Raw genomic sequence first — 20,258 nt, forward strand, 5'->3', positions numbered from 1 at the left:
AAAGCTAAACCCTTGCCGCCTGACGGTGAGGGTTTTCTTTTGGGATTATTTACCTGCGCACCCGCAGTATCGACGACATGGAGTAACAAATGTCCAGACCAACTATCATCATTAACGACCTCGATGCGGAACGCATTGACCGCCTGTTGGAGCAACCTGCGTTTGCTGGTTTACCGATTGCCGACGCCCTGAACGCCGAGCTGGATCGTGCCCAAATGTGTTCACCAGAAACCATGCCGCACGATGTCGTGACCATGAACAGCCGCGTGAAATTCCGCAATCTGAGTGATGGCGAAGTCCGTGTGCGTACCCTGGTGTATCCGGCCAATATGACTGACAGCAGCACACAGCTTTCGGTAATGGCACCTGTTGGCGCGGCACTTCTGGGTCTGCGCGTTGGCGACACTATTCACTGGGAACTACCAGGCGGGACCTCAACACACCTCGAAGTCATCGAGCTTGAGTACCAACCTGAAGCTGCGGGCGACTACCTGCGCTAACTCTGTCTTATCAAAGCCACTCGCTTTATCTTACAGGGGATGCATCCGCATCCTCTTTCCGGTTAGTCCTCTGCTCCTGACTCTCACCTTATCTCCTGTTCGCAAAACATAAATCTGTGTCGTGACTGACAGAATCATTTTTAATACTATGCTGATATGTGTTCATGTAATGACAAGGAGAATGTTTATGTACAACACAATCATAATGCCTGTTGATGTATTCGAAATGGAACTGAGCGACAAGGCTATTCGCCATGCAGAATTTCTGGCACAGGAAAACGGGGTTATTCATCTGCTGCATGTGCTGCCAGGCTCAGCAAGCTTAAGCCTGCACCGCTTTGCAGCCGATGTCCGTCGTTTTGAAGAGCATCTACAACACGAAGCGGAAACCCGTCTGCAAACGATGGTCGGTCACTTCAGCATCGATCCTTCCCGTATTAAACAACACGTCCGCTTTGGCAGCGTACGTGACGTCGTCAACGAGTTGGGTGAAGAGTTGAATGCGGATGTGGTCGTCATTGGATCGCGCAACCCATCAATCAGCACTCATCTGCTCGGCTCAAACGCTTCCAGCGTTGTTCGCCACGCTACTCTGCCAGTGCTGGTTGTACGTTAATAGCCTCTAATTTGCTAAAGAAAACCCCTGCCAGGTTAACGCCTGACAGGGGTGACCATGAAAACGTAATGCAGGTTGATATAATAAAGAAAATGCCTCATCTTTCTTTGATGAAACTAATGGTCAGACTCATTAAATAAATGTGTTACGCGGTTTATTGTTTCAAGAATTGACAATCTGAAAGCGTGGAAATAAAAAACCGCCAGCGGATGGCTGACGGTTTTGGCATTGCAGGTGTGTCTTACTTTTTTTATGCTACTGTCGTGCGAATCAGATAATCAAACGAACTCAATGAGGCCTTCGCGCCTTCACCGGTCGCAATGATGATCTGCTTATACGGTACGGTGGTGCAGTCACCAGCGGCGAAAACCCCCTTCACGCTGGTTTCGCACTTGGCATCGATGATGATTTCACCCATGCGATTACGCTCGACGGCACCTTCCAGCCAGTTGGTGTTTGGCAGCAGACCTATCTGTACAAAGATACCCGCCAGTTCCACACTGTGAACGTCGCCACTCACGCGGTCACGATACTCCAGGCCGGTGACTTTGCTGCCATCGCCTTTCACTTCTGTCGTTTGCGCATTCAGAATAATATCGACGTTTTTCAGACTGCGAAGCTTATTCTGCAGCACCTGATCAGCTTTCATTTCAGGTGCGAACTCCAGCAGCGTCACATGTTCAACAATGCCTGCCAGGTCAATAGCAGCTTCAACACCGGAGTTGCCGCCACCAATCACCGCAACGCGCTTGCCTTTGAACAGCGGGCCATCGCAGTGCGGGCAATAGGTTACGCCTTTGGTGCGATACTGATCTTCGCCCGGAACGTTCATGTTGCGCCATTTCGCACCGGTGGCAATGATAATGCTGCGTGCTTTGAGCACCGCACCGGATGCCGTTTCAATCTGATGCAAACCGCCTTCCTGCGCCGCCGGAACCAGTTTACTTGCGCTCTGGCTGTCGATCACATCAACATCATAGTCATCAACGTGTGCTTTCAGCGCGCCCGCCAGTTTCTGGCCTTCGGTTTTCGGTACCGAGATGTAGTTTTCAATATCAACGGTATCAAGAACCTGACCGCCAAAACGTTCGCCCATCAGACCGGTGCGAATACCTTTACGTGCAGAGTACACTGCCGCTGCCGCCCCCGCAGGACCGGAACCGACAATCAGCACGTCATAAGCATCACGTTTGTTCAGCTCTTGTGCCGCACGTTTTTCTGCGCCGCTATCTACTTTCGCCACGATCTCAGTCAGCGTCATACGCCCCTGACCGAACTCTTTGCCGTTCATATACACCGCCGGAACGCCCATCACGTTGCGATCGGTAATTTCGTTCTGGAATGTACCGCCGTCAATCGCCGTATGCTTGATGCGTGGATTCAATACCGACATCAGGTTCAGCGCCTGTACAACGTCCGGACAGTTATGACAGGAAAGCGAATAATAGGTTTCAAACTCAAAATCACCGTCGAGATCGCGGATCTGCTCCAGCAACGCCTGCGCCTCTTTTGACGGATGACCACCGGTCCACAGCAGCGCCAGCACCAGGGAGGTAAACTCATGGCCCAGCGGAGAACCGGCAAAGCGCGGCCCCTGGTGAGAACCTGGATTGGTGATCAGGAACGATGGCTTGCGTACCGCCAGAGTATTGTCTTCTTTAAAGGTGACTTTTTCTGACAGTTCAGCAATTTCAGTCAGCAGTTCCTTGATTTCTGCCGATTTAGCGCTGTCATCCAGCGTAGCAATCAGCTCAACAGGTTTGGTCAGTTTCTCAAGATAAGCCTTGAGCTGGGTTTTCATATTTGTGTCGAGCATTCTTCTTCCCTCTCTGAAAACATCATCATGCAAGCCGACTTTGCGGGACTGCATTAATGCAACTTGCGTCATGGTGCTGGAATGAAACAGGCGCAAACTGCGCCTGTGGAATGGCCGGATGCACTGCGTTTATCCGGCCTACAAATTATGCGACTTAAATCTTACCGACCAGATCTAAGGATGGAGCCAGGGTCGCTTCGCCTTCTTTCCATTTCGCCGGGCAAACTTCACCTGGGTGAGAGGCAACGTACTGTGCGGCTTTAATTTTACGCAGCAGGTCAGACGCATCACGGCCGATACCTTCAGCGGTAACTTCGATTGCCTGGATGATACCCTGCGGGTCTACAACGAAGGTTGCGCGGTCAGCCAGACCTTCATCTTCACGCATGTTGTCGAAGTTACGGGTCAGGGCGCCAGTCGGGTCGCCGATCATCGCGTATTTGATTTTCGCGATGGTGTCAGAGCTGCTGTGCCACGCTTTGTGGGTGAAGTGGGTGTCAGTAGATACGGAATAGACATCTACGCCCAGTTTCTGCAGTTCTTCGTAGTGGTCAGCCACATCACCCAGCTCGGTCGGGCAAACGAAAGTAAAGTCAGCCGGGTAGAAGAAGAAGACGCTCCAGCGACCTTCGGTATCTTTCTCGGTTACTTCGATGAACTCACCGTTTTTGAACGCCTGGTTTTTGAAAGGTTTAATTTTGGTATTAATCAAAGACATCTGTACTTCCTCCGTGTTTTCGTTGAGAGATAAGTTAACGAAAATCTCTTCGCAGGGCTAATGCGTTTCCTTTATCAAATCAATAAGCGTTAACTAACAACCCACTCAAACTCATGTTGTGAACCTAAAGATAAAAGTAAAAAAGGCCCCCTTTGCAGGGAGCCTCATTACCCGAGCTACCCGCAGGTAACGTCAGTGCCAGCAGGGCTGGCTATGTGTTGCGCTCTACATTACCTTAACAAAGGTCGTAACAGCGATTGGGATTACATCACCCCACTCAAGAAAGGGCAATCGACAGACGGTCGATCTTACCTATGGCTGCGATAGGTTTTGCAACTTAGCCCCCTTTCCTTCTGATTTTATAAGGAAAATCAATGTTTAAACGTACCTTACTCTTAACCCTGCTTCCTGCCGTGGTGCACGCCGAAGAACTTCCTGCCCCCGTTAAAGCTATTGAGAAACAGGGCATTACTATTCTCAAACCCTTCGACGCGCCGGGTGGAATGAAGGGCTACCTAGGAAAATACCAGGATATGGGCGTTACTATCTATGTTACGCCTGACGGCAAACACGCCATTTCCGGTTATATGTATAACGAAAAAGGTGAAAACCTCAGTAATACGCTGATAGAAAAAGAGATCTACGCCCCTGCCGGGCGCGAAATGTGGCAGCGAATGGAAAAAGCATCCTGGATTCTGGATGGGAAAAAAGAGGCTCCGGTCATTGTCTACGTGTTTGCCGATCCCTTCTGTCCCTATTGCAAACAGTTCTGGCAGCAGGCTCGCCCGTGGGTAGACTCAGGTAAAGTTCAGTTGCGCACATTACTGGTTGGCGTAATTACACCCGAAAGCCCGGCTACCGCCGCGGCGATTCTGGCCGCAAAAGATCCGGCCAAGACCTGGCATGACTATGAGGCATCCGGTGGGAAAATGAAGCTACAAATCCCGACCTCCGTCTCACCGGAGCAGATGAAGGTATTGAATATCAATCAAAAGTTGATGGATGATTTAGGCGCCAACGTCACGCCGGCTATCTATTACATGAGTAAAGACGATACGTTACAACAGGAAGTCGGCTTACCGGATAAGGAGAAATTAAACATTATCATGGGTAATAAATAAAAGTAACAAGATGAGTGGTTGTTATCATTTTCATGTCAATCACTCATTTAAATTAACTTTTTTGGTCAAAATTATGCAATATGTGCTATTTTAGTTTAAATTAATAATTCATTAAGCACACAAACATAAATCACAAGAATAATCACACCTTAAAATATTTCAAAATTAAATCTTTCAAAACATGACCATCACAGGAAGGTATGCATGGCTAACCTCTATGACCTCAAAAAGTTCGATCTCAATCTGTTGGTTATCTTTGAGTGTATTTATCAACATTTGAGTATCACTAAAGCTGCTGAAACTTTGTATATTACCCCCTCTGCCGTTAGCCAGTCACTGCAACGGCTACGCACACAATTTAATGACCCGCTGTTTATCCGCTCCGGAAAAGGCCTAACGCCAACGATTATGGGGATTAACCTCCATCATCATCTTGAGAAAAACCTCAACAGTCTGGAGCAGACAATAAACATCATGAATAACTCCAGTCTGAAGAAAAAATTCATTATTTACTGTCCACAACTGCCAACCATTATAAACATTGAGGAAGTTATTCATTTTCTCAGAGAAGACTCGCATGTCGAAATTGAGCACCATAACATACTCATCACTGCTGAAAGTACGGAAAATCTGTTGGCTTACAGAAAAGCAGATTTAGTCATTGCTACCGCCCCAGTGAGTAATCGCTCGATAATATGCTCACCATTTAAAACTGCTGAAACAATATTAGTTTGCAACAAAAACCATCCAAGAATTAATGGAGAAAGCACGCTTGAAACAATATTAAAAGAACAGTTCACGCAACTTATTTCTGAAGATCCTGGCGTTAAAGAATACTGGCAAAAAACCAGCGCCTTGCTGGCTAATCGAGATATTGGTTTCCGCAGCGACTCATTAATAACGATCATTAATATTATTTCAAATACAGATATCATAGGTCTGCTACCAAGAGATGTTTACGAACAATATACCGGCTCATTTAATTTAAAAGAGATCTGTATCGACATCCCCTTACCCAAAATAAATTTATTTTTGATGTATAACAGAGCATCACTCAATAATACTGGCTTCGTTAATTTAATTAATAAAATAAATGATAAAAATGACCAAAGGACAAACACATAGAGCTTACCTATTCATTTTGAATTTTTATGAATAAAGGCAATTCAAAACAACCATGAATGTATTAAAACGTTGCACCTGAAAAAAATTAGCATATCTTATTGTCAGCATTTGTTATTGTTTTGAATAATAATTCTGATATGAGCTTAATATGTCTATTTATAAAATCCCGCTTGGTCAAAACGTGCTGGACGCCGCTCTGGAGCGCATAACCTGGGCGCTGGAAACTCTGCCTCGGGTTTGTGTCTCTTTCTCCGGCGGGAAAGATTCAGGACTGATGCTACATCTGACAGCTATGCTTGCACGCCAACTGCATAAAAAAATTGACGTACTATTTATCGACTGGGAAGCCCAGTTTTCCTGCACTATTGATTATGTTGAGGCGCTTCGTGCACGTTATTCCGATGTCATCGAGCGCTTTTATTGGGTGGCTTTACCGCTCACCACCCAGAATTCCCTCTCTCAATTTCAGCCAGAATGGCAGTGTTGGGAACCAGGTACTCCGTGGGTTCGCCAGCCTCCCACGGATGCCATAACCGATCCAGAGTATTTCTCCTTCTATCAACCCGGCATGACCTTTGAACAATTTGTTCGCGAGTTCGCTGACTGGTATTCAGAGAAACGTCCAGCCGGCATGATGGTCGGGATCCGCGCCGATGAGTCATATAACCGTTTTGTCGCCATTGCCAATTCGCAAAAGCAGCGCTTTGCCGATGATAAACCCTGGACCACCAGCGCCCCCGGCGGGCATACCTGGTATATTTACCCGATTTATGACTGGAAAACTGCCGATATCTGGACCTGGTTCGCAAAAACCAGAATGTCGTGCAATCCCTTATACAATCTCATGTATCAGGCCGGTGTCCCGACACGTTACATGCGTATTTGTGAACCTTTTGGCCCGGAACAGCGTCAGGGATTATGGCTATATCACGTCATTGAACCCGAGCGCTGGGCAGCCATGTGCGCCCGTGTCAGCGGTGTAAAAAGTGGCGGAATTTATGCCGGTCAGGACAACCATTTTTACGGGCACCGCAAAATATTAAAACCCGAACATTTAAACTGGCAGGAATACGCCATGCTGCTACTCAACAGTATGCCGGAAACGACCGCTGAGCATTATCGCAATAAAATCGCCATCTATTTGCAGTGGTATAAGAAAAAGGGCATGGACAATATCCCGCAAACTCAGGAAAAAGATATTGGCTCAGCGGATATTCCGTCGTGGCGGCGTATCTGTAAAGTCCTGCTGAATAACGACTACTGGTGCCGGGCGCTGTCATTCAGCCCAACAAAACCCAAAAACTACCAACGTTATAATGAACGCATGAAAATAAAACGCCAGCAATGGGGAATCTTATGCAACACCGACTAACTCAAGAACTCACTGGTTTTCTTTCTGGGCTGTCAGAAGAAGAGCGAATTGAAGCAATCAACCAATTCAGAATGGCTATCCACAGCGTCAGCCCTTTTCGTGAAGAGCCAGTAGACTGTGTACTATGGATTAAAAACGAGCATATCTCACCCAATGACTATAACCCTAATAACGTTGCGCCTCCGGAGAAAAAGCTGCTGCAGAAATCCCTCGAAGCAGACGGATTCACGCAGCCCATCGTGGTAGTTCACTCCACGGCGGAAGAATACGAAATTGTCGATGGTTTCCACCGTCATGAGCTAGGTAAAAGCAAACCGTCGCTGAAATCACGCCTGCATGGCTACCTGCCGGTCACCTGTTTACAGCGTGAACGCCATGAACGCATGGCAGCGACAATTCGTCATAACCGTGCCCGTGGGCGGCATAAAATTCATGCCATGTCGGAAATCGTTCGTGAATTATCGCTACTGGGATGGAGCGCAGAGAAAATCAGTAAAGAGTTAGGTATGGACGACGATGAGGTTTTACGTCTGAAACAAATTAACGGTCTGCAAGAGTTATTTGCCGACCGTCGCTTCTCCAAAGCCTGGACAGTAAAATAACTACAGCGCAACCAGACGTTCGGCTGCCGCCAGCAGCGTCGATTCTTGCTTGGCAAAACATAGGCGAATCAGCTTATGCGGGAAAGGATCGGCGCAGAAAACCGACAACGGGATCGCGGCAACGCCCACTTCTTTGGTCAGCCACTGGCAAAACTCAACGTCGTTAAGCGTGGAGACGGCACTGTAATCGACCAGCAGAAAATAGGTGCCTTCACACGGCAAAATTTCCAGTCGGCTGTCACGCAGCGCGTTCACCAACACATCGCGTTTTTTCTGATAAAAGGCTGGCAACTCACGATAGTGTGTTGGATCCTCCCGCAGCATATCCGCCAGCGCCAACTGAGCCGGCGTATTAACTGAGAACGTCAGATACTGGTGTACCTTGCGTAATTCAGCGCTAATGGCGGCAGGCGCAACGCAGTAGCCGACTTTCCAGCCGGTCATATGGTAGGTCTTCCCAAACGATGAAACGGCAACGGCGCGTTCGCGCAGTTGTGAATGCGCCAGCACGCTGGCATGTCCTTGTCCGGCGAAGCAAATGTGCTCATAAACTTCGTCGCTGATGACAAAGATCTCGCGTTCTTTAATTGCCTGCCACAGGGCATCAAAATCGGCGTGATGCCATACGGTGGCGGAAGGGTTGTGCGGCGTGTTAAGGATCACCAGTCGGGTACGTTCGCTGAGTACAGCGCTAAATTCCTGCCAGTCGACGCGAAAAGACGGCGGTTGCAGCGCGATACGTTTAACTACGCCGCCGGATAATTCGACCGCGGGCGTATAGCTGTCGTAGCTCGGGTCAAAACAAATCACCTCATCGCCAGGACGCACCAGCGCCGTAATAGCGGCGAACAGCGCTTCTGTGGCCCCCGCCGTCACGGTCACTTCACTATTCGCATCAGGTTTATAGCCGTACAACTGCGCGGTTTTATCCGCAATGGCTTCGCGCAACGGCTGTACGCCCGTCATCGGCGCATACTGGTTTGCGCCATGCGCGACGTGATACGCCAGACGTTCCTGCAAAAAAAGTGGGCCGTCAAAATCAGGAAATCCCTGCGAGAGGTTAATGGCCTGATGCTGCTGCGCCAGCGCGCTCATTTGCGTGAAGATAGTGGTGCCAAGATTAGGCAGTTTGCTTTGCGGAATCAGCGGGTTATTACTCATTATTGTTATCCCAGCGGGTGATGTTGTGGTTGAAGCCACTATAGCACGATGCTAGTATTTGGCAATCAAGACGTTCAGACGTCTATATAAAAATAACCTGCATTGACAGGACAGCCAAAAGGACAACACAACATGAGTAATACCGAGATTCGCGTCGTCACCGGCCCGGCCAACTATTTTTCCCATCCCGGCAGCCTGTCAAGACTCAACGATTTTTTCACCGCAGAGCAACTCTCACGCGCCGTATGGGTTTACGGTGAACGCGCCATCGACGCGGCCCGCCCTTATCTGCCTGAGGCATTTCATCTTGCCGATGCAAGGCACCTGCTGTTTACGGGACATTGCAGCGAAACCGATGTTACTCAACTGGCAAAAGAGTCAGGAGACAATCGCAGCGTGGTGATTGGTGTGGGCGGCGGGACATTGCTCGACACGGCCAAAGCGCTGGCTCGTCGTCTGGGTCTGCCTTTTGTCGGTATTCCGACTATCGCAGCGACCTGCGCCGCATGGACACCGCTCTCCGTCTGGTACAACGATGCAGGCCAGGCGCTGCATTTCGAAATTTTCGCTGACGCCAATTTCCTCGTGCTGGTCGAGCCAGAGATCGTTCTCAATGCGCCTGAAGAATACTTACTGGCGGGGATCGGCGACACGCTGGCGAAATGGTACGAGGCCGTTGTGCTCGCGCCTGAGCCGGAAAACCTGCCTCTGACCGTACGTCTGGGTATCCATGCTGCGCAGACGATCCGCGACGTCCTGTTGGAAAGCAGCGAGCAGGCGCTGGTCGATAAGCAACAAGGTACGTTAAGCCGCACGTTTTGCGATGTAGTGGATGCAATTATTGCCGGAGGCGGCATGGTCGGCGGTCTGGGTGAGCGCTACACCCGCGTGGCGGCAGCGCATTCGGTACATAATGGCCTGACCGTGCTCCCGCAGACCGAGAAGTTTTTGCATGGCACCAAAGTGGCGTACGGCATACTGGTGCAGAGCGCGCTGCTGGGACAAGATGATGTGCTGGCGCAGTTAATTACCGCCTATCAGCGCTTCAACCTGCCAACCCGGTTGGCTCAACTGGACGTGGACATCAACAACCGCGCCGAAATCGACAACGTGATTGCGCACACCCTGCGCCCGGTGGAGTCCATTCATGCGCTGCCGGTAACGTTAACGCCACAGACGCTGCGCGCAGCCTTCGAAAAGGTAGAATCGTTTACGGTGTGATTATGGTGTGGGATGCCTGATGGCGGCAACGCAGCGCCCCCCTGGTGCTTACTAGAGTAAGTGACCAGGGTGAACACGCCTGCAGCTTGAATGATGAAGAACATTAACAGCAGCGTGCGCCGCCTTTCCCCCCGTAGCGCGCATCCTGGCGTTCGCGGAAAAATTCTTCGTAGGTCATTGGCGTCAGGTCCGGATGCGTGACGCGCATATGCTCAACATAGTTGTCGTAATCCGGCACACCTATCATTAATCGGGCGGTTTGCCCCAAATACTTCCCGGCTTTAGAGAGCGTTTCAAACATAGTGGTTCCCTGTCGAACAAACGCCCTCCCCATTCAGGAGAGGGCTCGTTGGTTAAGAGAATATTAGTGCGCGCCTTTCGCCTGCGCCACGATCTCTTCGACATTCTCAGGCATCGGTTCGTATGGCGTTTCTTTCGACGTAGGTTTGTCCTCTTTCAGTGTTGCCAGTGCAGTTTTGATGGAGAACAGACCCAGCACCACAACGACTACCATAAAGAAGATAGTGAGACCCGCATCCAGGCGGTTGTTAAACACCAACTGCGTCAGCTGCGACTGAGTGTACTGCGCCGGAATATTTCCGCTGTCGATCATCGCCTGGAACTTGTTAGCGATGGCGAGGAAGCCAATTTTCGCATCCGGGCTAAACGCTTTCTGCCAGCCGGCGGTCAGGGTACAAATCAGCAGCCAGGCCGTTGGCACCAGCGCCACCCACGCGTAGCGTTGACGTTTCATCTTGAACAGCACCACCGCGCAAAGCATCAACGCCATACCGGCCAGCATCTGGTTGGCGATACCAAACAGTGGCCACAGGGTATTAATACCACCCAATGGATCCACCACGCCCTGGTGCAAGAAGTAACCCCAGGCCAGCACGCACAGCGCCGTTGCCAGCAGGTTCGCAGGCAGCGAATCGGTACGTTTCAGACCCGGTGACACCACGCCCAGCAGATCCTGCAGCATAAAGCGTGCGGCGCGCGTACCGGCGTCTACCGCCGTCAGAATAAACAGGGCTTCAAACAGAATGGCGAAGTGATACCAGAACGCCACATCCATCATGCCGCCCAGCGCACCATGCAGAATATACGCCATGCCCACCGCCAGCGTCGGCGCACCGCCTGCGCGGGAGATAATGGATTGTTCGCCGACATCGTTCGCAATCTGATGCAGCGTATCAGGCGTGATAACAAAGCCCCAACTGCTCACAACCTGTGCCGCTGACGCAACCACATCGGTGGTTCCGGCAGGTGCCAGTACAGCCATCGGGCTGTTCATCGCAAAGTAGACGCCCGGGTCGATAACGCAGGCCGCCACCAGCGCCATAATGGCGACAAAGGATTCCATCAGCATCCCGCCGTAGCCAATAAAACAGGCCTGACCTTCATTCGCCAGCATCTTCGGCGTGGTGCCGGAGGCAATCAGCGCGTGGAAACCAGAGACCGCACCGCAGGCGATGGTAATAAACAGGAACGGGAACAGGTTACCGCTCCAGACCGGGCCTGTACCGTCAACAAACTTGGTCAGCGCAGGCATGGTCAGCGTCGGACGCATGATCAGAATCCCTACAGCCAGACCAACAATGGTACCAATTTTCAGGAAGGTAGAGAGATAATCACGCGGTGCCAGCAGCAGCCACACCGGCAGTACGGCGGCGACAAAGCCGTATCCCACCAGCATCCAGGTCAACTGTACGCCGGTAAAGTCAAAGTACGGTGCCCAGGTCGGGCTTTCAGCCACCCAGCCGCCGGAAATAATAGCAAACACCAGGAATACCAGACCGATGACCGACACTTCACCAATGCGGCCCGGGCGCAGATAACGCAGGTAAATCCCCATGAAGATCGCCAGCGGGATAGTAAAGGCGACGGTGTAGGTTCCCCACGGGCTGTGGGTCAGCGCTTTCACGACGATCATCGCCAGTACCGCGAGGATAATCACCATGATCATAAAACAGGCCACCAGCGCAATGACGCCCGCCGTTGGGCCCATCTCTTCTTTCACCAGTTCGCCAAGGGAACGACCATCGCGACGGGTAGAAACAAACAGCACCATAAAGTCCTGCACCGCCCCCGCCAGTACCACCCCGGCAAGCAGCCAGATCATACCCGGCAGATAGCCCATTTGCGCCGCCAGCACCGGTCCAACTAATGGACCCGCTCCAGCAATCGCCGCGAAATGGTGGCCAAACAGCACTTTTTTATCGGTAGGAACATAGTCCAGACCATCGTTATGACGCACGGCAGGCGTCATACGCGTCGGGTCCAGCGCCAGTACATTTTTCGCGATGTACAGGCCGTAGAAACGGTAAGCGATAAGGTAGACACAGACCGACGCCACGACTATCCACAACGCGTTGATCTGTTCGCCACGATTTAATGCGATATAGCCGAGGGCAAATGCTCCCATAACGGAGAGCACTGTCCAGACGAGGTACTTCCCTGATTTATTCATACTTGGTTTTCCGTTGTCCTGGTCAGAGAGATGTTACATTTTGTTTCTATAACATCTTTTCTGAATTTAACAACCTGACAACCATGTAAACCCGAAGTATCACTGAGTATTTACATTGCATTGTTAACTGGATCACTTCATTTAGCCGTTAACCCTGCAATTTCATTTTACTTTGTCGGGCGACTCACCCCATCACCGCAGTGCCTAAACGACAGGTGCAACAGCGTCGTCCCTGCTCATCAAAGATGACGATTTCCCAGCTTTGACTCTGACGCCCGAGGTGCAACGGCTGGCAAACGCCGCGCACTTTCCCCTGCGCAACCGCCCGATGGTGCGTGGCGTTCAGTTCCGTACCCACCACACACTGTCCGTCGCGAGTCATCAGATAACCCGCCATCGAACCCAATGTTTCCGCCAGGGCCGCCGACGCGCCGCCGTGCAGCAGACCAAACGGCTGATGCGTCCGGCTATCCACCGGCATTTCTGCTTCCAGCACATCATCCCCCAGTCGGGTATAGACCATGCCTAAATGCGCCACCATCGAGTTCTGACTGGTGGCATTCAGTTCATCCAGCGTTAAATGACGTTTCCAGATCATCGTCATGCCCCCAGCGTGGAGCCGCCGTCCACCACGATATCCTGAAGCGTAATGTGGCTCGCCAGATCGGAAGCGAGGAATAAAATCGTGTTAGCGATTTCCTGTGGACGAGCGATTTTCCCCAGCGGAATGCCGAGCTTAAACTGCTCGCCAAACCCACGAATGCGCTGTTGCTCCGCGTCATCGCTGACCCACAACGTACGCTGCATGTCGGTATCGGTCGAGCCTGGCGAAACCACATTGCAACGCACACCGCTGCCAGCCAGTTCAAGTCCGACGGTCAGTGCCAGGTTTTTCAGCGCGGCTTTTGACGCACCGTATGCGCTCATACCGATACGCGGCGTGTGCGCCGCATCCGACGCGACGGTCACGATTGCGCCGCCCTGCTGGCGACGAAACTGCGCCATCGTCTGCTGAAACAGATTGAACGCCCCACCAACGTTAACCGCAAACGTCTGCTGCCACTCCTCAATACTCAGCGCATCGGTGGCCCCCATACGCAAAATACCCGCCGCATTGACCAACACATCCAACCGCTCGCGCGTTTGCAGGACGCGCTGACACACCTCAGCCACCTGTTCAGCATTCGCCACATCCAGCACTTCGGTGGCAAACGGGTAGTTATTCTGAGAAAATTCACGATCGAATCCTGTCACCTCAGCACCCGCTTTCACAAACGCCAGCGCCGTGGTGTAGCCAATCCCTTTTCCCGCGCCGGTTACCCAGACGGTTTTCCCTGCGAAGTCAAATCCAGACATTACTTCACCTCGCGAGAGAGCAGCGTCCACCAGGCGTCAATGGTCGGGTTTTTCGCCAGCATCACGAAGTCAATATCGCCATGAACCTTACGCCAGCGCGCCGCCAGCGCCATCATGCGCACGGAATCCAGTCCGTAGTCGATCAGGTTTTCGTCATCCATCGGCTCTTCGGACTCATCCAGCAGCGGCAGAATAATGCTGCGTAACGCATCTTTGCTGGCCGGTACCGGCGTCGGTAATAATTCCTGAGTCATCACCACACGCCCGGAGCGTCCCGCCACGTATTTCAGCGACATCAGATGTTCGTCACGGCTAAAGTCTGCCAACGCATCGGCAACCATAAACGGCTTGATGTCGCGCATAAAGGCGTCTGTTGCGGTGGTCATACAGCCAATATGCGCATACACGCCGGTAATGATCAGTTGATTACGTCCGGTTTCCTTAAGCATCTGTTCCAGCGGGGAGCGATGAAATGCGCTGTAACGCCATTTCACCAGAATGGTATCCGCTTCATCCGGCGCCAGCGCCTCTACGATTTTCTGCTGTTCCGGCGAACGCGTCAGTCCCGGTCCCCACATATCATTGAGCAGAGCGCGGTCTTCATCACTCTGTTCTTTCGGCTGAGCAGTGTAATACACCGGAATGTTATGCTCTTTGCAGTACTGACGCAGTGCGGCGATGTTAGCGACGACCTGCTCCATCATCGGGCAGTTATCGCCCCAAAAGCCGATAAAATAGTCCTGCATGTCGTGGATCAGCAGCGCGGCGCGTTCGGGGTCAAACGCCCAGTCCACTTTGTTCACCGGAACATCAAGCGCCGTGGGTAGCGCATAAGCCTGCAGTTTAGGAATTGCCATCTCTTATTCTCCTTCAGGCCAGTGAACGTGATGCCAGCCACTGACGTAATTGTTTTTTATCTACTTTCCCAACCGGAGTCAGCGGTAACGACTCAACGCACTCCACGCGGTCAGGTAATTTAAATTCCGCTACGCCCTGTTCGCGTAGAAAACGACGCACCTGCACCGCTCGCAGCGGCTCTTTTACCACCAACCAAGCACAGCTTTTCTCGCCCATCAGTTCGTCATCCATACTGACCAGCGCGGCATGGATCACCATCGGGTGGCGCAGCAGCAGGTTTTCAATCTCTTCTGCAGCGATCTTCTCTCCACCGCGGTTGATCTGATCCTTCTCGCGTCCCTGGACGGTGATGTAGCCATCTCGATCGATGGCGATCAGATCGCCGGAGCAGTAAAAACCGTTGGCGTCAAAGGCGCTGGCATTGTGCTCAGGACTTTTGAAGTAGCCGCGGAAGGTGTATGGGCCACGTGTCATCAGGCGCCCGGTTTCTCCCTGGGCTAAAGGGTTGCCGTCAGCGTCTGCTACCCAGACTTCATCATCGGGACACATCGGGCGGCCCTGGGTATTGATGATGCGTTCAGGGCTGTCGTCCAGACGGGTGTAGTTCACCAGCCCTTCCGCCATGCCGAAGACCTGCTGCAGCTGGCAGCCAATCTCCGCCGGAATACGCGCCGCAAGCGAGGCGGAAAGCCGTGCCCCACCGACCTGTAGCAGCGTCAGCGAAGCCAATTGCGCATTGCTCCCCCACTCCGCAATTGCCTGCAGCCACAGGCTCACCGCTGGCGGCACCAGCGCCGTGACGTTAACCTGATGCAGTTCAATCAGAGGGAAGCACAGGGTGGCGCTCGGGTCAGCCGCCAGCACGACGGTGCCGCCAGCCAGGAATACCCCCAACGCGCCAGGCGAACTCATCGCGTAGTTATGCGCCGCCGGGATCGCGCATAAATAACGCGTTTCCCCGGTGAAGCGGCAAATCTCATTGCTGCGACGCACGCTGTAGTAGTAATCGTTATGGGTACGAGGAATCAGCTTTGGCGTCCCGGTAGTCCCGCCAGAAAGCTGGAAATAGGCCACCTCATCAGCAGGCGATGGCGTGGCGGAAAAATCAGTCGCAGGCTGGCTTATCGCCGTTTGCAGATTGTGTTCGCCTTCATCATTGCGCAGTTGCACCACGCGCACTGAATTGTGTTCAGCCACAAAAGCGTTAAGAAAATCGTCTCCGCTAAACAACGCATGCTGACGATCGGCAATCAGCAGCGCCGGTTCAATCTGTTTGGCATAGGCGTTAAGTTCGTTACGCTGATGGCTGAATAATGCCAGCACCGGAGCTACGCCCAGCTTGAGCAGCGCAAAGAAAGTGATATACAACTCAGCCACGTTGCCCAGTTGCACCAACGCGGTTTCGCCGGGTTTGATCCCCTGACGGCGCAGACTGCAGGCGAGATTGTCAGTGGCCTGATTCAGTTGACGATAGCTCAGATGGCGTTCGCCATCGATCACCGCCGTATGGTCGCTGTCGGCGTGACGGGTCAGAATGTCGGTCAGCGGCAAATCCTGCCAGTAACCTTTTTCACGATAGCGGCGGGCAAACTCCTCCGGCCAACGGGTGAAAGGAATACTCATTATCGCTCCTTAGAGGCCTGGTCAATAAGGCTCTTAATGCAGTCCAAAAACATTCAACATCGTGGAGAGTTTGGCTCCCGTTTCACGCCATTCCGCAACCGGGGAGGAAGCCGGAACAATCCCGGCACCGGCAAAGAAACGTACCTGATTACGCAGCAGCTTCGCACAACGGATCGTCACCACCCATTCGCCGTTGCCTTGGGCATCACACCAGCCGACAATGCCACCGAACAGTTCGCGATCGAACGGCTCCAGCTCGGCGATCAGTTTGCGCGCAACCTGATGCGGGAAGCCGCTCAGCGCAGGCGTCGGATGCAGCAGGCACGCGAGCGTCAGGGCGTTTTCTTGCGCGTTGGCTTTACCCTCAAACGGCGTGCCGAGGTGCCAGAGCGTAGGCGTGGTGACCAGTTGCGGAGAAGAAGGGAGTTGCAGTTCACGGCTGCGATCGCGCAGGACATTTTTCATGGCCTGCGTCACCAGTTCGTGCTCATGGCGATCCTTTTCGGACGCCAGCAGGCGGATGCCCGCCTCCCGGTCCAGCACATCGTCCGGTTGACGTCGTGCCGAGCCTGCCAGCGGTAATGAGCTGAAACGATCGCCTTCTTTGCGTAACAGCAGTTCCGGACTGGCGCCAATCAATACGCCACCGTCTTCAAGGGGAACGTGAAAGTTGTAGCTCGCCGGATTTTGCGCCACCAGGCGCTCCAGCAGCGCCCCGCTGTCAATATTGGCATCAGCGGTGATATCGATCAGGCGTGACAACACCACTTTGTCGACTTCCGGGGTTGCCGTCAGCGCAGCCGCGCGAGCGACCATATCTTCAAAGAAGTTCTGTTCCGGGATCGATTTACGTTCAACAACGTTCAGCGACTGATGCGCGTTAAAGTAACGAGATGATTGCTGCTTCGCCGTTCGGGAGAACGTCTGCCATGACTGGGGAATAAACAGCGATGACGGCTGGCGGGTGTCAAAAGGAATCGCCCCGACCATGATGGGGTTAGCGATACCCTGCGCTTTGGCATCAGCAAACAGCGCATGCATTTTTTGTTGGAAAGGGCTGTCTGGCGAATCGCCATCAATTGCCGGTTCCGCATAGCGGGCGAAGCATCCTGACGTCGTAAAACTACGGTACGGCGACATAAAGAAAAAACTGTCGGGAGCGAGCGTCGGCATAGTCTGCGTTTTTTCCTCGGCCAGTGACGTTTCCATATCATCCTCCAAAAATGATAAAAGCTCTAATAATGATTATCATTTATATTTTCGGTCGCTAACCTAAAAGCAAAGCGGCGGTATGTCAACTCTTGTGGCAGCACAATGTGCGACTTTGGCTTGCATCCTTGTCCACTAACAATGAAAATGAGAAGCATTACTTATACTGATAACAGGATGCTGATTCGTGAGTCTCCCCTCTTTTTGCCGCACCGTGCTCTTACTGGCAGGTTTGTCTATTTCAGGAATTTCTTCAGGTTATGCCGCCGACTGGCCGCGTCAGGTTACCGACAGTCGTGGTACGCATACGCTGGAACATAAGCCGCAGCGAATTGTCTCCACCAGCGTCACCCTCACCGGCTCGCTGCTGGCAATTGATGCCCCGGTCATCGCCAGCGGCGCTACTACGCCGAACAATCGCATCGGCGATGCACAGGGCTTTTTACGCCAGTGGAGCGAAGTGGCAAAAGCGCGCAAACTGAGCCGCCTGTATATCGGCGAACCGAGCGCTGAGGCCGTGGCGGCGCAAATGCCGGATCTGATTCTGATCAGCGCCACCGGGGGAGATTCAGCCCTCGCGCTATACGATCAGCTGTCCACCATTGCGCCAACGCTAATCATTAATTACGACGACAAAAGCTGGCAGGCGCTGCTGACGCAGTTAGGTGAAATTACCGGTCAGGAGCAACAGGCGGCTGCGCGTATTGCCGAGTTTGATAAGCAACTGCAGGCGGTCAAGCAGCGTATTACCCTGCCGCCGCAACCGGTCAGCGCGCTGGTATACACCGCTGCAGCGCACAGCGCCAACCTGTGGACGCCTGAGTCGGCGCAGGGCAAGCTGATGGAGCAGTTAGGTTTCACCCTGGCACCGCTGCCTGCCGGATTGCACACCAGCCAGAGTCAGGGCAAACGCCACGATATCATCCAGCTTGGCGGTGAGAACCTGGCGGCTGGTCTGAACGGCGAAGCGCTGTTCCTGTTCGCTGGCGACAACAAAGATGCCGACGCCATTTATGCTAATCCGCTGCTGGCGCATCTGCCTGCCGTGCAGAATAAACGTGTTTACGCCCTGGGTACGGAAACCTTCCGTCTCGACTACTACAGCGCGACCTTGCTGCTGCAACGTCTGTCAGCTCTCTTTTAATCGCCAGCGCCGGATACGGCTAACGCCTTATCCGGCCTACAAACCGTAGAGGACAACGCTATCCGGCATTCACAGGCATTTGTCGGAATCGGCGCACTTCTCCCAGCAACAGCAGCAGTAGCAGACCGACAATCACCAGCCCAAACCCACTTACGCTTGCCGAAGCAACCGGTGTCATCATCGCCCCCAATCCCCCTAACAGCGCCGCGCCGATCGCATCTCCTGTAACGTTCTGCGCAGTCCACAAACCGTTAATTCGCCCGAGCATCGCTTCTGGCGTCTGCGTCTGTAACAGGGTGTACTGCAACAAAGAGCTGACCGCACTCAGCCAGCCGAACAGCGCCAGGCAGACAACGCCAAGCTCCCAGATCGGCATCAACCCAAACAGACCGATAGCCAGGAACGAAGCCACGGTCGATACCAGCATGATCAGTCCCGGACGAACGCTGTGCGCCAGTTGTCCGCTGGTCAACGCGCCCACCGCCGCGCCAAGAGGAATGGCCGCATACAGCAGACCTATTTGCGCACTCGACATTTGCCAGTTAATCGCCAACGCGGGATACAACACGCGCACGGCGCTCGCCATAGTCAACAGACCGCCAAGCAGCGCAATGCCGCCAATCAGCGGGCTGGCAAGCAGAAAGCGAAATGCTGCCAGCAGCGATTTTAGCGGATGCTCGCGCGGCTGCGGCGGAGGCGGCAGCGCGGGAAGGCTCAGCAACGGCAGCAAGGTAATGAAAGTGCCCGCCGCCGCCAGACCGTAGTTCCACGCCACGCCACCGGTCGCGAGCAATACCCCGCCAAGCATCGGCGAAATAACCGAACCCAGACGTACCGTCAACATGGTAATCGCCCCGGCCTGCATCAAATTCTCCCGGCCAACCAGCGCCGGTGTAGCCGCCAGCAACGCGGTCACGCCCAGCGAGGCAAAGAAACCGTCCCATAAGCCAAGCAAATAAATCGCCAGTAACGACGGTTCGGGCAGCAGCGCATTCAGACACAGACCAATAAAGCCGATTCCGCAGGTTCCACGAGCCAACAGGATCACTTTTTTACGCTCATAGCGGTCGGCCAGCACCCCGCCCACCATCAGACCAATAAACATTGCGCTGCCGGTCAATGTCACTGACAAACCTACCTGCCAGGTCGACTGGGTCATCATCTGGATCTGTACCGGAACCGCCACGCCGAGTAGCCCCAGAGAGACAATGGAAATAAAACGGGCGAGGAAGACGGCGCGAAATGCAGGGTGGGTCTTTAACAGGCTGAGATTGAGCAGCCAGGATTGTCGATTCATTACAGAGCCTTACCAGGTACTTTTTCAATATCCATTCGATGGCTGCACA

19 protein-coding genes are annotated in these 20,258 nt (G+C 52.9%); 8 read left to right on the plus strand and 11 right to left on the minus strand.

Annotation, left to right across the window (positions count from 1 at the left end):
• Nucleotides 1-89: 89 nt before the first annotated feature.
• Both rnk and uspG read left to right on the plus strand, forming a co-directional pair.
• The gene (gene rnk / locus HV345_RS16805; protein ID WP_005120853.1) at nt 90-500 is read left to right on the plus strand and encodes a nucleoside diphosphate kinase regulator; all 411 of its coding nucleotides are present in this window, start codon (nt 90-92) and stop codon (nt 498-500) included.
• 187 nt (nt 501-687) lie between these two features.
• Complete coding sequence (gene uspG / locus HV345_RS16810; protein WP_016152215.1) at nt 688-1,116, plus strand: universal stress protein UspG; 429 nt, start codon at nt 688-690, stop codon at nt 1,114-1,116.
• 250 nt (nt 1,117-1,366) lie between these two features.
• On the opposite strand, the gene ahpF is transcribed toward uspG, so the two are convergent.
• Nucleotides 1,367-2,932, minus strand: coding sequence for an alkyl hydroperoxide reductase subunit F (gene ahpF / locus HV345_RS16815; RefSeq protein ID WP_016152210.1), 1,566 nt, complete (start codon nt 2,930-2,932; stop codon nt 1,367-1,369).
• Nucleotides 2,933-3,086: 154 nt separating this feature from the next.
• Nucleotides 3,087-3,650 carry an alkyl hydroperoxide reductase subunit C gene (gene ahpC, locus HV345_RS16820; RefSeq protein WP_004859485.1) on the minus strand — a complete coding sequence of 188 codons (564 nt, stop codon included), beginning with the start codon at nt 3,648-3,650 and terminating at the stop codon, nt 3,087-3,089.
• Between the two features lie 374 nt (nt 3,651-4,024).
• Here ahpC and dsbG point away from each other — a divergent pair, with 374 nt between their 5' ends.
• The 4 genes from dsbG to HV345_RS16840 all read left to right on the plus strand — a co-directional run bounded on the left by dsbG (nt 4,025) and on the right by HV345_RS16840 (nt 7,870).
• Complete coding sequence (gene dsbG / locus HV345_RS16825; protein ID WP_181635831.1) at nt 4,025-4,771, plus strand: thiol:disulfide interchange protein DsbG; 747 nt, start codon at nt 4,025-4,027, stop codon at nt 4,769-4,771.
• A gap of 204 nt (nt 4,772-4,975) precedes the next feature.
• Nucleotides 4,976-5,896, plus strand: coding sequence for a LysR family transcriptional regulator (locus HV345_RS16830; RefSeq protein ID WP_181635832.1), 921 nt, complete (start codon nt 4,976-4,978; stop codon nt 5,894-5,896).
• A 148-nt stretch (nt 5,897-6,044) separates the two neighbouring features.
• Nucleotides 6,045-7,268 carry a phosphoadenosine phosphosulfate reductase gene (locus HV345_RS16835; RefSeq protein WP_181635833.1) on the plus strand — a complete coding sequence of 408 codons (1,224 nt, stop codon included), beginning with the start codon at nt 6,045-6,047 and terminating at the stop codon, nt 7,266-7,268.
• Nucleotides 7,253-7,870 carry a ParB/RepB/Spo0J family partition protein gene (locus HV345_RS16840; protein ID WP_046275109.1) on the plus strand — a complete coding sequence of 206 codons (618 nt, stop codon included), beginning with the start codon at nt 7,253-7,255 and terminating at the stop codon, nt 7,868-7,870. Before HV345_RS16835 ends, HV345_RS16840 begins: the two co-directional genes overlap by 16 nt.
• Here the strand turns inward: HV345_RS16840 and HV345_RS16845 are convergent, their stop codons facing one another.
• The gene (locus tag HV345_RS16845; protein ID WP_181635834.1) at nt 7,871-9,031 is read right to left on the minus strand and encodes a pyridoxal phosphate-dependent aminotransferase; all 1,161 of its coding nucleotides are present in this window, start codon (nt 9,029-9,031) and stop codon (nt 7,871-7,873) included.
• A gap of 132 nt (nt 9,032-9,163) precedes the next feature.
• On the opposite strand from HV345_RS16845, the gene HV345_RS16850 reads away from it, so the two are divergent.
• Nucleotides 9,164-10,252, plus strand: a complete 1,089-nt coding sequence (locus tag HV345_RS16850; protein WP_047358075.1) for an oxidoreductase — start codon at nt 9,164-9,166, stop codon at nt 10,250-10,252.
• 103 nt (nt 10,253-10,355) lie between these two features.
• Here the strand turns inward: HV345_RS16850 and HV345_RS16855 are convergent, their stop codons facing one another.
• The 7 genes from HV345_RS16855 to entC all read right to left on the minus strand — a co-directional run bounded on the left by HV345_RS16855 (nt 10,356) and on the right by entC (nt 17,768).
• A complete protein-coding gene (locus HV345_RS16855; RefSeq protein ID WP_019076244.1) occupies nt 10,356-10,553 on the minus strand; it encodes a YbdD/YjiX family protein in 198 nt (65 codons plus the stop codon).
• Nucleotides 10,554-10,616: 63 nt separating this feature from the next.
• Nucleotides 10,617-12,722 (minus strand): pyruvate/proton symporter CstA, encoded by a 2,106-nt coding sequence (gene cstA / locus HV345_RS16860; RefSeq protein WP_181635835.1) that lies wholly within the window; start codon nt 12,720-12,722, stop codon nt 10,617-10,619.
• 184 nt (nt 12,723-12,906) lie between these two features.
• Nucleotides 12,907-13,320: a proofreading thioesterase EntH gene (gene entH / locus HV345_RS16865; RefSeq protein WP_181635836.1), complete on the minus strand. Its 414-nt coding sequence runs from the start codon at nt 13,318-13,320 to the stop codon at nt 12,907-12,909.
• Nucleotides 13,321-13,322: 2 nt separating this feature from the next.
• On the minus strand, nt 13,323-14,078 hold the full coding sequence (gene entA / locus HV345_RS16870; protein ID WP_016155947.1) for a 2,3-dihydro-2,3-dihydroxybenzoate dehydrogenase EntA: 756 nt from the start codon (nt 14,076-14,078) through the stop codon (nt 13,323-13,325).
• The gene (locus tag HV345_RS16875) at nt 14,078-14,935 is read right to left on the minus strand and encodes an isochorismatase (protein WP_016152199.1); all 858 of its coding nucleotides are present in this window, start codon (nt 14,933-14,935) and stop codon (nt 14,078-14,080) included. The genes entA and HV345_RS16875 overlap by 1 nt, the downstream gene beginning before the upstream one ends.
• A gap of 13 nt (nt 14,936-14,948) precedes the next feature.
• Nucleotides 14,949-16,559: a (2,3-dihydroxybenzoyl)adenylate synthase EntE gene (entE, locus tag HV345_RS16880; RefSeq protein ID WP_181635837.1), complete on the minus strand. Its 1,611-nt coding sequence runs from the start codon at nt 16,557-16,559 to the stop codon at nt 14,949-14,951.
• A gap of 33 nt (nt 16,560-16,592) precedes the next feature.
• Complete coding sequence (entC, locus tag HV345_RS16885) at nt 16,593-17,768, minus strand: isochorismate synthase EntC (RefSeq protein WP_016152197.1); 1,176 nt, start codon at nt 17,766-17,768, stop codon at nt 16,593-16,595.
• A gap of 187 nt (nt 17,769-17,955) precedes the next feature.
• On the opposite strand from entC, the gene fepB reads away from it, so the two are divergent.
• On the plus strand, nt 17,956-18,912 hold the full coding sequence (gene fepB / locus HV345_RS16890; protein WP_016155944.1) for a Fe2+-enterobactin ABC transporter substrate-binding protein: 957 nt from the start codon (nt 17,956-17,958) through the stop codon (nt 18,910-18,912).
• Between the two features lie 58 nt (nt 18,913-18,970).
• On the opposite strand, the gene entS is transcribed toward fepB, so the two are convergent.
• Nucleotides 18,971-20,209: an enterobactin transporter EntS gene (entS, locus tag HV345_RS16895; protein ID WP_181500120.1), complete on the minus strand. Its 1,239-nt coding sequence runs from the start codon at nt 20,207-20,209 to the stop codon at nt 18,971-18,973.
• Nucleotides 20,210-20,258: the final 49 nt, after the last annotated feature.

It is taken from the genome of Citrobacter sp. RHBSTW-00986 (assembly GCF_013783065.1).
Classification (GTDB): Bacteria; Pseudomonadota; Gammaproteobacteria; order Enterobacterales; family Enterobacteriaceae; genus Citrobacter; species Citrobacter braakii.